Origin of the sequence: Kitasatospora sp. NPDC101157, assembly GCF_044768255.1 — a bacterium.
Classification (GTDB): domain Bacteria; phylum Actinomycetota; class Actinomycetes; order Streptomycetales; family Streptomycetaceae; genus Kitasatospora.
The window spans coordinates 14,763-28,140 of the sequence record NZ_JBIWPL010000030.1 but is presented as its reverse complement, the minus strand read 5'-3'; the positions used below and the strand labels follow the sequence as shown (position 1 = coordinate 28,140).

General features: G+C 73.6%; 14 protein-coding genes and 1 pseudogene. 5 read left to right on the top strand and 10 right to left on the bottom strand.

Annotated elements, in window-relative coordinates:
• Positions 1-92 precede the first annotated feature (92 nt).
• Both ACIRVF_RS36795 and ACIRVF_RS36790 read left to right on the top strand, forming a co-directional pair.
• Positions 93-1,388 (top strand): hypothetical protein, encoded by a 1,296-nt coding sequence (locus tag ACIRVF_RS36795; RefSeq protein ID WP_402828139.1) that lies wholly within the window; start codon positions 93-95, stop codon positions 1,386-1,388.
• Between the two features lie 176 nt (positions 1,389-1,564).
• Complete coding sequence (locus ACIRVF_RS36790) at positions 1,565-3,043, top strand: DUF4157 domain-containing protein (RefSeq protein WP_402828137.1); 1,479 nt, start codon at positions 1,565-1,567, stop codon at positions 3,041-3,043.
• A 78-nt stretch (positions 3,044-3,121) separates the two neighbouring features.
• Here the strand turns inward: ACIRVF_RS36790 and ACIRVF_RS36785 are convergent, their stop codons facing one another.
• From ACIRVF_RS36785 to ACIRVF_RS36770, 4 genes are all read right to left on the bottom strand, one after another.
• Positions 3,122-3,775: a DUF1707 domain-containing protein gene (locus tag ACIRVF_RS36785; RefSeq protein WP_402828134.1), complete on the bottom strand. Its 654-nt coding sequence runs from the start codon at positions 3,773-3,775 to the stop codon at positions 3,122-3,124.
• A 156-nt stretch (positions 3,776-3,931) separates the two neighbouring features.
• Positions 3,932-4,429, bottom strand: a complete 498-nt coding sequence (locus tag ACIRVF_RS36780; protein ID WP_402828131.1) for a nucleotidyltransferase domain-containing protein — start codon at positions 4,427-4,429, stop codon at positions 3,932-3,934.
• Positions 4,426-4,941, bottom strand: coding sequence for a hypothetical protein (locus ACIRVF_RS36775; RefSeq protein ID WP_402828128.1), 516 nt, complete (start codon positions 4,939-4,941; stop codon positions 4,426-4,428). The genes ACIRVF_RS36780 and ACIRVF_RS36775 overlap by 4 nt, the downstream gene beginning before the upstream one ends.
• 488 nt (positions 4,942-5,429) lie before the next feature.
• A complete protein-coding gene (locus ACIRVF_RS36770) occupies positions 5,430-5,894 on the bottom strand; it encodes a MarR family transcriptional regulator (RefSeq protein ID WP_402828126.1) in 465 nt (154 codons plus the stop codon).
• A 347-nt stretch (positions 5,895-6,241) separates the two neighbouring features.
• Here ACIRVF_RS36770 and ACIRVF_RS36765 point away from each other — a divergent pair, with 347 nt between their 5' ends.
• On the top strand, positions 6,242-6,733 hold the full coding sequence (locus ACIRVF_RS36765; RefSeq protein WP_402828123.1) for a GNAT family N-acetyltransferase: 492 nt from the start codon (positions 6,242-6,244) through the stop codon (positions 6,731-6,733).
• A 36-nt stretch (positions 6,734-6,769) separates the two neighbouring features.
• Here the strand turns inward: ACIRVF_RS36765 and ACIRVF_RS36760 are convergent, their stop codons facing one another.
• Positions 6,770-6,892, bottom strand: a complete 123-nt coding sequence (locus tag ACIRVF_RS36760; RefSeq protein ID WP_402828120.1) for a hypothetical protein — start codon at positions 6,890-6,892, stop codon at positions 6,770-6,772.
• Positions 6,893-6,897: 5 nt separating this feature from the next.
• The gene (locus ACIRVF_RS36755; protein WP_402828117.1) at positions 6,898-7,452 is read right to left on the bottom strand and encodes a hypothetical protein; all 555 of its coding nucleotides are present in this window, start codon (positions 7,450-7,452) and stop codon (positions 6,898-6,900) included.
• A 217-nt stretch (positions 7,453-7,669) separates the two neighbouring features.
• On the opposite strand from ACIRVF_RS36755, the gene ACIRVF_RS36750 reads away from it, so the two are divergent.
• A complete protein-coding gene (locus ACIRVF_RS36750) occupies positions 7,670-8,926 on the top strand; it encodes a cytochrome P450 (protein ID WP_402828114.1) in 1,257 nt (418 codons plus the stop codon).
• 19 nt (positions 8,927-8,945) lie between these two features.
• On the opposite strand, the pseudogene ACIRVF_RS36745 reads toward ACIRVF_RS36750, so the two are convergent.
• The 3 genes and pseudogenes from ACIRVF_RS36745 to ACIRVF_RS36735 form a co-directional block, all read right to left on the bottom strand.
• Positions 8,946-9,946, bottom strand: a pseudogene (locus tag ACIRVF_RS36745) (IS5 family transposase).
• Positions 9,947-10,127: 181 nt separating this feature from the next.
• The gene (locus ACIRVF_RS36740; protein ID WP_402828111.1) at positions 10,128-10,400 is read right to left on the bottom strand and encodes a hypothetical protein; all 273 of its coding nucleotides are present in this window, start codon (positions 10,398-10,400) and stop codon (positions 10,128-10,130) included.
• 353 nt (positions 10,401-10,753) lie between these two features.
• Positions 10,754-11,464: a DUF4232 domain-containing protein gene (locus ACIRVF_RS36735; protein ID WP_402828108.1), complete on the bottom strand. Its 711-nt coding sequence runs from the start codon at positions 11,462-11,464 to the stop codon at positions 10,754-10,756.
• A gap of 289 nt (positions 11,465-11,753) precedes the next feature.
• On the opposite strand from ACIRVF_RS36735, the gene ACIRVF_RS36730 reads away from it, so the two are divergent.
• Positions 11,754-12,119, top strand: a complete 366-nt coding sequence (locus ACIRVF_RS36730) for a hypothetical protein (RefSeq protein ID WP_402828105.1) — start codon at positions 11,754-11,756, stop codon at positions 12,117-12,119.
• A gap of 184 nt (positions 12,120-12,303) precedes the next feature.
• On the opposite strand, the gene ACIRVF_RS36725 is transcribed toward ACIRVF_RS36730, so the two are convergent.
• Positions 12,304-13,197: a neutral zinc metallopeptidase gene (locus tag ACIRVF_RS36725; RefSeq protein ID WP_402828103.1), complete on the bottom strand. Its 894-nt coding sequence runs from the start codon at positions 13,195-13,197 to the stop codon at positions 12,304-12,306.
• Positions 13,198-13,378: the final 181 nt, after the last annotated feature.

The window sequence follows — 13,378 nt, the reverse complement described above, 5'->3', positions numbered from 1 at the left end:
CGTTTGCGGCCAGTACCGGTCCGCGTCTGGTGCGGTAAGTAGTCGAACCACTACGGTCGGGCACGAATCGACCCCGACCGAGGCGGTAAGTCATGACTGCGGCACCCCGTATCGACGTCTCCACCTCCCTGCGCACCAGCGCGGCGGAACCGACACCGGCCGAACTCTCCGAGCTGGCGGCGGGCATCTCCTCCGACGTCCTGTTCACCACCGAGATCGGCGCCCCCGGCAGCCGCGTGCCCGACACGACCTGGCCGCTGCCCGGTGGCGAGGCAGCGGTCTACTACGGCAACGGCCGCACCCACCTGGAGAAGCCGTTCCTGTTCGCCGACGGCTTCAACTACGGCAAGAGCGACCTGCCCGCCCTCTTCGCCCACTTCAACACCCCGTACGAGGACGACCGTCCGGGCTTCTTCGACCAGCTCCTCGCCCGCGGCCACGACATCGTCCTGATCGGCTTCGACGAGCGCCACGCCCGCATCCAGCACAACGCCCGGGCCGCGATCACCGCGATCCAGCAGGCCTGCGCCGAGCGGGTCGGCTCCGCGCCCCTGACCGTCGGCGGCGTCAGCATGGGCGGCATCGTCACCCGCTACGCGCTCGCCAAGCTGGAGAACGAGGGCATCGACCACGAGACCGGCACCTACCTGTCCTGGGACTCCCCGCACAACGGCGCCTGGATCCCCCTGATCCTCCAGCAGATGGCGTACTTCTTCGAGAAGCTCGCCCCCGCCAAGCCCGGCCAGCCCTCCCAGGCCGACCTGATCCGCAGCCCCGCCGCCCAGCAGCTGCTGTGGGCGTGGGTGCCGGACGCCAAGTACTCCGGCGAGGTCGCCACCGCCAGCGAACTGCGCACCGAGTTCGTGCGCGAGCTCGCCGACCTCGGCGACTTCCCGCAGCGCCCCCGCCTGCTCGGTGTCTCCAACGGCACCGGCCACGGCATCGGCCGCCCGCTGCCCGCCGGCGAGGTCGCCTTCGACTGGCAGGCCCTGATCGCCAGCGCCACCGCCCGCTTCCAGCCCGACCGGGGCACCGAGCAGCGCATCGGCGGCATGCACGTCGGCCTGGAGCTGCGCCGCTCCACCACCAGCGAGGTCCGGGCGCTGGACGGGGTGCCCGGCGGCACCCTGGACTCCTTCGGCAAGGTCGCGGACGCGATCAAGGCGAAGATCAGCGAGGAGTACCGCAGCGGCGCCTTCGTCCCGGCGGTCAGCGCCTCGGCCCTCAAGTACGACCCCATCACCTGGGACGTCGACCCGAACCTGAACCTCGAATCCCAGGCCCCCGACCGCTTCCACCTGCACGAGGTCGCCTTCGACATCGAGAACACCGAGCACAGCCACGTCTCAGGCGTCCTCGTCGAGTGGATCCTCGACCGCCTGTCCTGAACCTTCCGTGCCGGGAGTGAGAGGCCGCCGGTCCGGCCTCCCACTCCCGGCGCCGTGTTCAAGGGGGCCCTCCGAACTGCCCGTACGGGCACGGACCGCTGCCCCCACGGCCCTTCCGTCCCACCACCCCGCCGGATGACCATGGAACGTCGGCAGGAACCCGGGGGGACACACCCATGCGCACACACGACGGCGAGCGCGGGCACGGCAGCCGGGACACGGTCACCGACCGCACCGGGCGCACCGAGCGCACCGGGCGGCCACCCACCCGCCAACTGCTCGCCCTGCAGACCAGCGTGGGCAACGCGGCCGTCGTCCGGATGCTGCAGCGATCCGCCGGGTCGGCCGCCGCCGTGCAGCGCTCCACCGTCCACGACGTCCTGCGCACCGCGGGCCGCCCCCTGGTGCAGGCGACCCGCACCGAGATGGAGGCCCGCCTGGGCGCCGACTTCTCCGACGTCCGGGTCCACGACGGCCCCGCCGCCCGCGCCTCCGCGGCCGAGGTCGGCGCCCGCGCCTACACCTCCGGCAACCACGTCGTCATCGGCGAGGGCGGCGGCGACAAGCACACCCTCGCCCACGAGCTGACCCACGTCATCCAGCAGCGGCACGGCCCCGTGGCCGGTACCGACCACGGCGACGGCCTGCGGGTCAGCGACCCCTCCGACCGGTTCGAGCGCGAGGCGGAGGCCACCGCGCGCCGGGTCATGTCCGGGCCCGTACGCCCGGCCGGGGCGGACGTGCGGCAGGAGCGGACGGCCGGCTTCGGCGGGGCGGTGCAGCGCAGCGCCTCCGACGACCTGCCCCAGGCCGACGAGCCGTCAGCAGTCGTGCCCGAGCTGCCCGTCGCCCTGGTCACGCAGCTGGAGCAGGCGAAGGCCGCCACCGGGACGAGCGCGAAGGCCGTACGCCAGGCGGCGCTGGACGCGCTGCTGCGCTACGTCCTCGACCGGCTGCCGGGGGCCGTGGAGGAGGAGAACCTCGTCCTCGGCTACAAGCACTCCCGCCAGGGCGCGGGCAAGCCCATGGCCCTCACCAGCACGGGGACCTCGGGCGACAAGGTCACCATGGCGCTGTACCGGAACCTGTTCGACGACTACGGCCCCGCCGAGATCCACAGCACGCTGCGCCACGAGCTCATCCACGCGGCCCAGGCCATGCTGATGCCCGACGAGGACGCCGCCGACGGCGCGGACCCCCACGTCTACATGGACGTGCTGACCGACACCGGCCACGAGACCTTCGCCACGCTCCAGCAGCCGATGCGGGAGATCGAGACCCACGTCTGGGAGTTGGAACACGCGGGCCGCACCGGGATCAGCAGCGGCTACCTGGGCGAGACCGTCGGCTATCTCGTGCAGTACGCGGACGAGTTGGCCGCCAACCTCGGCCGGCCCGCCACCACCGACCAGCACCTCGACTACTGGCGCGCGTACCTGGAGAACTCGGTCGCCGCGCTGGGTCGGGCCGCTGCCACGCCCGCCGTCGCCGGCCACACCGACCAGGCCCTGGCCGGGCAGATCACCGGGGCGCAGCAGCGGCTGCGGGGCGCCATCGACGCCAGGGACCGGGCGAGCGCGCCGGCCGGGAAGCGGTCGGGGGGTACGGGCCGGGGCTCCACGGCCTCGCGCAAGCGGGGGAAGACCGATCAGTGACCGCGACCAGGTCCTGATGCCCGGTCGGCCGGGTCAGTGCCCGGCGGGCCGGGTGGTCCCGGTCCCCGGTCGGCGGGGTCAGTGCCCGGCGGGCGGGGTGGTGGTGCGCCGGCCGGGCAGCCAGCGGCGGGGGCGGCGTACGAGGAGGCGGCCGAAGCTCTTCCTGCCGACCAACGCGATGCGCAGCCTGATCGGAGCCTGTGGATCCGGGGTGTGGCGGTTCTTCACCTGGCTGAAGCCCAGGGTCAGGCCGTCGGGGTCGACGGTGATGCCCGGGCCGACGATCAGCGTCAGGTCGCCGCCCTGCATGTCGACGTCGATCTCCAGGGTGTCCCGGGTGATCACGGCCTGGGTGAAGTCGAGCGTCACACTGCACCACTCGGCGGCGATCTCCAGGCGCCGGGGCAGCACCCAGGGGCCGGTGCGCTCGGTCTTGCTGAACCTCTGCTCGATCCGCAGGACGTCCTTGGGCTCGACCGCCGTCCCGCCGATCCCGCCCGCCGGGGCCGGCAGGGGCGGCAGGTCGGCGGTGAGGTCGGTCAGTTCGTCGAGCGTGCGGGCCGACAGTGCGGCCTCCACCCGCTCGTCCAGCTCCTGCGCGGTCAGGCGGCCGTCGCCCGCCGCGACGCTCAGTGCCGCGACCACCTGGTCGCGGTCCGCGTGCGAGGCCCTCAGCGCGGGCTGCGCGCTGAGGGCGGAGCGGCTTCCGGCGGTCGCGATCTTTCCCGGCATGCTTCCCGTCCCCCAAGTCCGACGAATCGTCCGCGCGCCGTGGGCCCGAGGTTCAGGGGTCAGGGCTCAGCGACGCGCGGACGGCAACTTACGCTATATCGCGATAGGGTATATCGCGATACGCGTTCCCGCCAGGCCCGGGCGCCCGGGCACCCGTCACCCGGAGCGCCGGGCGGACCCGGCCGCTCCCGTACGGGCGTGCAGCTGGGCCATGTCGTGACGGTCCTTGTCGCGCGGCGGATAGCCGAGGTGGCACCGCACCTGGGTGGCGGCGTCGACGCAGGGGACGGTGCGGCCGCCGATGGTGCCGGTCACCGGGGCCGGATAGCGGAACTTCCCGCCGTCCGGGAGGAGTTGGTGGCCGCCGTGGCGGGCGGATCCGGTCACCGGGTGGAGGTCGACGGAGCGGCCGGCGCCGTCGGCCAGGGCGAGGGCGGAGGGCAGCAGGCCCCGCAGGAGGGGGGTGAACCCGGCGGCGGCCAATGCCCGACGGGCCGCGTCGAGCTGGTCGTGCGGCAGGACCAGGTCGAGGTCGTCATGGGGACGGGTGGTGTGCCCGACCAGGGCGTCCACGCCCCAGCCGCCGTCCACCCAGGCGCTCACGCCCGCGTCCGTCAGGAGGTCCAGGACGCGGAGGACGTCGGTCTCGTTCACGAGGTGCCGTTCTTGCGGAAGCGCTTGGCCAGAGCCGGGTCCGACTCCCACCACAGGCCGGTGCCGCCCTGTTCCTCCCCGGCGGGCTCGGCCGGTCCAGCGGCCCGCGCGGCCGGGAGAGCGGAGTCGCCGACGGCCCTCAGGCGGAACAGCAGGCCGGGGACGGCCCAGAAGACGGCGCCCATCAGCAGCAGCAGCGCGAAGACGTAGTACGCGGGAACCATCGCGACCGGGGCCAGCGGCGGTACCAGGAGGGCGTACACAAGGCCGGTGCTCCGGCTCGTGACCAGGAACTCCCGGTCCTCACCGACCTCGACGCTCACCGTGTTGGAGCGGCTCCGGTCCCGGGCGGCGATCCGGACGGTGCGGGTCCCGGCGGGCACCGGGAAGCGTGCGGTGGCGCCCCGCCTGACCGTGCCGACCCGCACGCCGTCGATCACCACCCAGTAGCAGCCCCTCCTCAGGGCCACCACCGGCGATTCGGCGTGTACGACGACGGTTCCGGTCTTCAACGGTCCCCCTGGTTTCCGGTGATCATGCCGCGAGAGCGCGCCCATGATAGGGGACGGCGGCGTCGGCCCGGCTGCCGCGCGACAGGGTTCTCCGGGTTCCGACTGCCGGGGGGCGCGGGTGGTGGCGGGGGCTGCGCCCAGCCTGGTCGGCCACCGGCGCGCCCGCCAGGGCCCAGCGGGAGCATCCCGGGCGCACGGTGTACCGCCGGGTGCGCCGCGATGCGCCGCTGCCGCCCGTACGGGTGGAGCCCTCCGCGCACCTCGGGGGTGCGGGGAGGGCTCCGGTGAACCCGACCGGCAGAGGGGGCCGTTGGGCTCTGGTGGGGGCTCGGGACCGGCGGGCCGCGCCCGCGCAGGAGGTCAGCCCCGTCGGCCTCCTGCGCGGGCGGGCGGTTCCGGTCGGCGCCGTGGGCGGGGTGACGGCCCCGCCGACGGCGGCCTCGGTGCACTCGGCCGTCAGGGGCCTGGCGCACCAAGTCGGGGGCCGCTCAGTCGGGCAGGTTCCCGTCGCCGCCAAGGTTGGCGGTGATGCGGCGCAGGACGTTGACGGCGGTCACGAACTCGGCCTCGTCCACGCCCTCGTGGGCACGGCGGTGCACGTTCAGGTTGCGTTCGCGGGCCCGCAGGCGTGCGGCCTCCCCCGCCTCGGTGAGCGACATCCCGCCCGTCGCCGCGTCCTCCAGCAGCCAGCCTCGGGAGGTGAGGTCGTCGAAGACCTCACCGAAGTCGATGCCGAGGTCCTCGTAGCGGGCCAGGCGCTCGGTCAGCGTGGTGCGGGTCCAGGTGCCCGGGGCTCCGGCGGCGTGGTTGAGCGTCCACCAGTGCGGCTGGGTGAGCCCCTCCACCGCCAGCTGTTCGCGCAGCGCTCCCACCACCCGCCGGTACACCTCACCGGTCCACGCGCCGATGGGCTGGGCGGCCAGGGCCTCGTGCGGGTACTCCTTGAGCGTCACGGCGACGCGCCTCCTTCTCCGTCGGAATCACCAGAACGCGATCACCGTAGAAGCTCAAGTCGGCTTGAGGTCAAGACGCTTCATGCTCGGCGCTCCGGTGTCCCTGCCGCGCGGGCAGGGCCACCGGAGACGACGGATCGGGCACCTGCTCCGGCCACAAGGGCGTGCGCGTCCGGTTCAAGTAGGACGCTTCACCCGTCGGCGCCACGGGCTCTGCACCGTCGGGCCGGGCGCGCACGGTCCGGCGGTCACGGAGGCGGACACACACCGCCGCGGCGGTCCCCTTCGCCGCCGGGCGGGCGCCCGGGTCCTTCGGCGCTGTCAGAGCCCCGCGCTAGCGTTCGGGCATGACGACCTCCCTGACTCTCGCGCCGTGGTCCGGGCTGGGCCTGGACCTGCTGCACCGCCAGAACACCTCCGAACTGACCGAGCACCTGGGCGGGGTGGAGAGCGCCGAGCAGGTCAGGCGCCGGCACGAGCGCTACCTGGCGATGACCGACGGGCAGATGTTCCTGCTCCTGCTCGACGGCGAGATCGCCGGGTCGGTCGGGTACTGGCCGCACCTCTGGCAGGGGCAGGACGTGTACGAGACGGGGTACGCCGTGCTGCCCGAGTACCAGGGCCGGGGTCTGGCGGTCCGGGCGCTGCTGCTGTGCGCGCAGCGGGCCGAGCGCGAGGGCGTGCTGCCGTGGCTGCACGCCTTCCCCTCGGTACGGCACGAGGCGTCCAATGCGGTCTGCCGCAGGGCGGGCTTCGAGCTGGTCGGCGAGGTGGCCTTCGAGTACCCGCCGGGCCACCACATCCGCTCCAACAACTGGCGCCTGGCACTGACCGGTTGACCGCACGCCGGCCCGCGCTGCCCGGCCCGCGCCCCGCTACGCGGCGAGCGGCGGGCCGAGTCCGGCGGTCCATGGCGGGCGGAGTGCGACCTCCTCCTCGTGCCGGTCGAGGATGCGGGCGGCGAGGGGCAGCGGGGCTCGGGGCGGCCTTGCGGTCATGCGGTTCACGCTGGGCTGCCGGGGGTGGGGCCCGCCATGAGGCCGTCCGCCCGGTCGTCCTGCGGCTTTCCGCACGGCACCGTCGGGGCGGGGGCGGGGCCTTCGGCGAGGGTGGTGTGAAGGACCACGGGCAGTTCCTTGTCGGCCTGGCCGACGCTCAGGCCGATCCAGCGCCGACCGCCGGGCAACGGCCACACGTGGAGGGTGACGGCCTGCTGGCAGAGCAGGGCGACCGGTTCCGGGGCCTGGTGGTCACGGTCGGAGCTCGCGCGCAGGTAGGAGAACAGGTCGACGGCCTGCGGGCTGCCCCAGCGCGTGGTGAACTCGCGCGCCAGGGCGTCGAGTCGGGCTTGGGCCAGGTGGTGTTCGCGGTCGCAGGCCTGCCCGTCCTCGTCGTCGTCGCCGTCCTCACCGTCGAAGAAGGCGCGGCTGACGTACAGCTCCTCGACCCGGTAGCCGGGGCCGGCGCGGCCGGTGGCGTGGTCGGTGTCCTCGGGCGGGAAGGGGTGGGGGTCGGCGAGGAGGCCGTCGATGCGGGCGAGGTCGGCGGGGGTGGTCACGTCCGCAAGGGTAGGGCCCGGCACCGACAGCGGCGCCGGGTTGGCGGTTTCGAAGGAGGCGGCCGGTCCCGGCGGGGGCGGGCGTCCCGGCGGGGGCGGGCGTCCCGGCGGCGGCGGTCCCGGCGGCGGCGGTCTCGACGCGCGGGGCCGAGTGGGCCATCCTCGTGGCTGGCCCTGCGCCGTACGGACCCGACCCGCCCCCCGTGAAGGAGCCCCGATGCGCGACGAGTCGACCGAGGCCGCGCGTTGCCCGATGGAGCAGCGCCTCGTCCTTGACCCCACGGGGCGCTCCCGCGACGCCGAGAGCGCCGAGCTGTGCGCGCGCGGCCCGGCCACCCCCGTGGACATCCTCGGCGTTCCCGCCTGGGCGGTGGCCGACCCGGAGCTGCTGGAGGGACTGCTGCGGGACCCGCGGGTGTCCAAGGACGGGCACCGGCACTGGCCGGATTTCGAGGAGCTGGTGCCGACCTGGCCGCTGGCGCTGTGGGTGAGCGCGCGCAACATGTTCACCGCCCACGGCGCCGACCACCGCCGGCTGCGCCGCCTGGTGGGCGCGGCCTTCACCACCCGTCAGGTCGCCGCCCTGGCCGGACGGATCGAGGCGCTGACCGCCGCCCTGCTGGACGACATCGCCCTGACCCCCGCGGGGACCGTGGTGGACCTGCGCGAACGCCTGGCCCACCCGCTGCCGATCCAGGTGATCGCCCAGCTCCTGGGCCTGCCGGACGCGCTGCGCGACAGCTTCCGCCAGACCGTCGACCGGGTCTTCTCCACCACCCTGACCCCGGAGGAGTCCGCGGCCAACGCGGCGGCCTTCTACGGCATGCTCGACGAACTCATCGCGGCCAAGCGCGAACGGCCCGGCGGGGACATGACCTCCCGGCTGATCGCCGTACGCGACACCGAGGGCGACGGCGGCGCGCTGACCGAGGAGGAGCTGCGCGACACCCTGCTGCTGGTCGTCTCGGCCGGCTACGAGACCACCGTCAACCTCATCGACAACGCGATCACCCTGCTGCTCACCCATCCCGACCAGCTGGACCTGGTGCGCGCGGGCAAGGCCGGCTGGGACGACGTCGTGGAGGAGGTGCTGCGCCGCGAGGCCCCGGTGGCGCACCTGCCGCTGCGCTACGCCGTCGAGGACATCACGCTGCCCGGCGGGGTGACGATCCGCCGGGGCGAGGCGATCCTGGCCGCCTACGCGGCCGCCGGGCGCCACCCGGTGCGCTACGGCGAGGACGGCGCCCTCTTCGACGTCACCCGCCCGGTCAAGGACCACCTCGCGTTCGGGCACGGTCCGCACTTCTGCCTCGGCGCGCCACTGGGCCGCCTGGAGGCGCGTACCGCGCTGCGGGCGCTGTTCGAGCGCTTCCCGCGGCTGGCACTGCTGCCGGGAGCGGAGCTGGAGCCGGTGGAGTCGCTGATCTCCAACGGGCACCGCTCGCTGCCGGTGCTGCTCACCCAGGACGACTAGGACGCGTATTCGGTCGTGATCAATGGGTTCGGGTGAGGTCCTTGATCCAGATCATTGCGCCGCGGAGGTGAAGGCCGGCGAGGTAGCTTTCCGGGCTCTTGTCATACCGGGTCGCGATGCCTCGCCAGGCCTTCAGCTTGTTGATCAGGCGCTCGACGGTGTTCCGCTCCTTGTAGAGCTCGGCGTCGTGGCTGACAGGCCGGCCGCCCCGGCTGCCCTTCTTCTTCCGGTTGGCGGCCTGGTCCTTCTTCTCCGGGATGACCGCCTTGATACGGCGTTTGCGCAGGTGGGCACGGTTGCCGCGGGACGAGTAGGCCCTGTCCCCGGCGACCGCGTCGGGCCGGGTGCGAGGACGGCCGACCGGCACCCGGACCCGGACCTTCTTCGGCACGGGGATGAACTGCGGGCTGTCCGCGGCCTGGCCCTCGGTCAGGATGAACACCAGCGGGCGGCACTTGCGCTCACCGGCAACGTGGATCTTGCTGGTCTGCCCACCCCTGGAGCGCCCGAGCAGGGCTTCCTTCAGCCGGAGCTTGCGCCGGCGCCGGATGCGTCGCCGTTCTTCCCGTTTCGGGTCATCTGAGGCGTCCTGCCTGTCTTGTTCCTCCGGGCCTCCCCCTTTTGTCTGGCCTTCTCCGCCTCCTCGGCGGCCTTCTCCAGGGCGGCCATGGTGTCGGAGTCGAGGTGCATCCCGGCGGCGTCGTGGTGAGCGCGCACGGTGGTGGAGTCCACGCTGACCAGGGACAAGTCCACCTCGCCGCGCTTCGCGGCTTCCGCGATCAGGCCCTCCATCAGGGATTCGAAGACACCGGCGTCCCTCCACTGCCGGAACCGGTTGGAGACGGTCGACCAAGCACCGAACTCCTTCGGCATCTCCCGCCACTGCCCGCCCGTCCGGAATCGCCAGATCACGCCCTCGAACTGCTGCCGCAGCCGATCCGGGTACGGGCCGTACTCGCCGATCGGCAAGTACGGCTCGATCAACACCCACTCCGCATCCGTCAGTTGCGCTCGCGTCACACACCACGGTCTATCGCATCAGGACCCACCGCGAAGGTAAATCACACAGATTGATCACGACCGAATACGTGCCCTAGGACGGTTCCCAGCGGCGTTCGACGGCGTTCGGGGCGGCGTTCGGCGGTCCTCGGGCCTTCGGCGGTCCTCGGGGCGTTCGGCGGGGTTCGCCTTCAGGGGGCGTTCAGCGGTCTTCGGGGGCGGCCGCGGTGGCCTGGCCGAAGCCGTCGACGAACGCGGTGATCAGACGGGCGAACTCGGCGCGGTCGTGCTCGCTCCAGGTGGCCATCGCGCGGGCGAAGACGGCGCGGCGGAAGCGGTGGGCGGTCTCCAGCTGCCCGCGTCCGGCGGCGGTGCGGGAGAGGAGGGTGCGGCGGGCGTCGCGCGGGTCGCTGCCGCGCTCCGGCCGGCCCTCCTCGACGGTGCGCAGCACCAGGCGGCTGGCGACCCTGCTCACTCGCCCGGCCGGCCGTCTCGACACCCTCGCCGAGACCGGCTGACCCACGGCGGCGCAGGCCTCCCGGAGCCCCGAACGGCCGATCCTGCCGGACCACGCGCGGCGCCGGGCGCGGCACGCTGCCGCGTGCCCGGGTCGGGCCCGCACCGCGCGGCACGCTGCCGCCGTGACCGAGCTGGGCGCCGGGCGACCAGGTCCGCAGCCTGCCCGGGTGAGCGGCGAGTTGGACAGCCGTCGGCTGCGGCACGCTCGCCCACCGGTACCGGCCGTGCCCGCCGGCAGCGCCCGGACGCCCGGACGCCCGGCCGGCCGGCCACCTGGCGCCGGCCGGCCGAACGGTCACCTCGCGGGGCTCACTTGCCGGCCGTCGCCGCGGAAGCGACCGCCTCCGCGACGCTCGCCCGGTACAGGCCCATCCGGGGGTTCAGCACCCGCACCTCGCCGGGCAGCGGGAAGTTGCGGATGTTCGCCAGAGGCATGTTGGTGCCGTCCTGGTCGACCAGCACATTGATCTCGTTGACCCCCTGGGCGGTTCCGGCGGTGGCGCCGCTGGGGTCGAGGTCGATCACCACGTAGGCCTTCTGCCCGGCCTGGACGGTGTAGCGCGCGGTGCCGCTGGCCAGGACCGGCTTGATGTTCTTGCTGCGGTCCTGCGCGGCGGAATCGCCCAGGTCCACCGCCGGCAGCGAACTCAGACTGCAGGCGCCGCCACCGGTGTTGCGCACCTCGATCACCCACTGGTTCGGCGCACCCGAGCGCGCCGAGGCGCTGATCGACAGGTTCCGGATGTCACACGGACGCCCCTCCGCGGAACCGCCGCCCGACCCGCCCGAGCCGGCCTGGCCGGCCTGGCCGGAGGTGGTGTGCGGGGCCGGGCGCGAGGGCGACGTGGTCGCCGGGGCGCCGCCCGCCGGGGCGCCCGCCGTGACCGGAGCGGAGGCGGGCGCGGAGGCCGCCGGGGCGGCCGAATCGGTGTTGTCGGGCCCGCAGGCGGTCAACGCCAGGCCCGCCCCGGCGACGAGGACGACGGAGGCGAGCAGCGGGCGGCGGCGAAGGACGGACATGACAGCTCCCGATCGGTACGTGTCGACTGCTGTGGACACAGAACAGGACGGCCGCTCGACCGCTTCCGGTGGCATGCACAGCGTCACAATCACGCGGACACGACCGGGACGGGACCGTGACATTACGTCACGCCCCACGCCGCCCAGTACCAGGCACCGGCGCCCGCCGCACGCCGACGCGCCCCTGTCGGATGTCAGGGACCACAGCGGCGCCCGCATTCCTACGCTGACAAGCACCGGGTCCGGCCCTCGCGGCCGGACCGCCGCGAACAGCAAGGGAGAACCAACCATGCGCAGGATCACCCGTGCCCTGGCCGCCCTCGGGGTGGCGGCCGCCGCGATGACCGCCGTGGGCACCGGCAGCGCTGGCGCCGCCGACGGCTCGTGGGCGGGCTGCCCGTACGGCGCCGTGTGCCTCTACCCGCAGGACCAGAACCCGGCCTCCTCCCCCAGCGCCGTGTACTGGAGCTACGGCGCCCACAACCTGAGCGGCCAGTACGGCAACCACTGGGTGCTCAACAACCAGTCCGGCGGCGCCCACGCCCACCTGTGCCAGAGCTCGGGCGGCGGCAACTGCGTGTACGACATCCCCGCCCAGAAGGGCGTCTACTACGACCTGGGGCCCATCAACTCCATCACGCTCGACCGCCCCTGACCGCAGGTCACCAGTCCGGGGGTGCCCGCCGTCACAGGGGAACGGCGGGCACCCTCGCCCGCGTCTCCGGTCGCAGCCGGTCGAAGAAGCCGAGGTCGACGTAGGCCCTCCGGCCACCTGGGCAGCAGAACAGGCCCACCACCGACGTCTTCGGACCAGACGCCGTCACAGCCCCGGCCGGGGATCAGATCTTCCCGGAGAAGGTGTCGCACTGGGCGAGGTCGCCGCTGCGGTAGCCGGTGGTGAACCAGGCCTTGCGCTGATCGGCGGAGCCGTGGGTCCAGGCCTCCGGGTTGACCCTGCCGGTGGCCTGCTTCTGGATCCGGTCGTCGCCGACGGCCGCGGCCGCGTCCAGGCCCTGGGCGATGTCCTGGTCGGTCAGCGCGGCGATCAGGGGACGGCCGGTGGAGGCCTGCGGGGTCGTGGTGGCGTGGTGGGCCCACACTCCGGCGTAGCAGTCGGCTTGCAGCTCCAGGCGCACCGAGGCACTGTTGGCGCCCTGGCGGTCGCTGCCGACCTTCTGCATGGTGCCCAGCAGGGTCTGCAGGTGGTGGCCGTACTCGTGGGCGACGACGTAGGACTCGGCGAACGGGCCGCCCTTGGCGCCGAAGCGGGTGGACAGCTCGTCGAAGAAGCCGAGGTCGAAGTAGGCCTTCTGGTCGCCGGGGCAGTAGAACGGGCCCACCGCCGAGGTCGCCGGGCCGCAGGCGGTCGAGACCCGGTCGGCGAACAGGACCGTCTGGGCGGGCCGGTAGGCCGTCTTCGTGTGGCGCGGCAGCTCCGCGCTCCAGAACTCCTGGAGGCTGTTGGTGACGGCGGTGATCCGGCAGTCCTGGCGCTTGTTGGCATCGGCGCCCGTCTTGCAGGACTGCTGCACCTGCCCGTCGGTACGCGCCCCGGAGGACGTGCCGCCGCCGGAGGACAGGCCCAGCAGCTGGGGGTCGACCCCGAGGACGACCGCCAGCAGCACCGCGAGCAGGCCCACCGCCCCGCCCCCGATGGCCACCTTCCCGCCCGGGATGCCACGCCGGTCGTCCACCTGCGAGGTGTCCAGGTCTCCCTGGTCGTCGAACTGCATGCCCCTGCCCTGCCCGTTTCCCGTCGTCCCGCCGACGCGCCGGATCGTCGATGCGCCGAGTTGTCGATATGTCGGAGTTGTCGATGTGTCGTTTCACCGCTTTGGTGGCGTTTCATGCCGCCTGCGACCCGCCCAGCCTACGGGCAGCGGGCCCTGACGCGCCGCATCCGCCGCGTCACAC

What these genes read in the sequence shown, in the direction of transcription:
- ACIRVF_RS36730 (WP_402828105.1), top strand. Translation starts at nt 11,754, where the DNA reads ATGCGCAGGATCACCCGTGCCCTGGCCGCCCTCGGGGTGGCGGCCGCC.
- ACIRVF_RS36760 (WP_402828120.1), bottom strand. Translation starts at nt 6,892, where the DNA reads ATGACCGCAAGGCCGCCCCGAGCCCCGCTGCCCCTCGCCGCCCGCATC.
- ACIRVF_RS36765 (WP_402828123.1), top strand. Translation starts at nt 6,242, where the DNA reads ATGACGACCTCCCTGACTCTCGCGCCGTGGTCCGGGCTGGGCCTGGAC.
- ACIRVF_RS36725 (WP_402828103.1), bottom strand. Translation starts at nt 13,197, where the DNA reads ATGCAGTTCGACGACCAGGGAGACCTGGACACCTCGCAGGTGGACGAC.
- ACIRVF_RS36750 (WP_402828114.1), top strand. Translation starts at nt 7,670, where the DNA reads ATGCGCGACGAGTCGACCGAGGCCGCGCGTTGCCCGATGGAGCAGCGC.
- ACIRVF_RS36790 (WP_402828137.1), top strand. Translation starts at nt 1,565, where the DNA reads ATGCGCACACACGACGGCGAGCGCGGGCACGGCAGCCGGGACACGGTC.
- ACIRVF_RS36785 (WP_402828134.1), bottom strand. Translation starts at nt 3,775, where the DNA reads ATGCCGGGAAAGATCGCGACCGCCGGAAGCCGCTCCGCCCTCAGCGCG.
- ACIRVF_RS36735 (WP_402828108.1), bottom strand. Translation starts at nt 11,464, where the DNA reads ATGTCCGTCCTTCGCCGCCGCCCGCTGCTCGCCTCCGTCGTCCTCGTC.
- ACIRVF_RS36795 (WP_402828139.1), top strand. Translation starts at nt 93, where the DNA reads ATGACTGCGGCACCCCGTATCGACGTCTCCACCTCCCTGCGCACCAGC.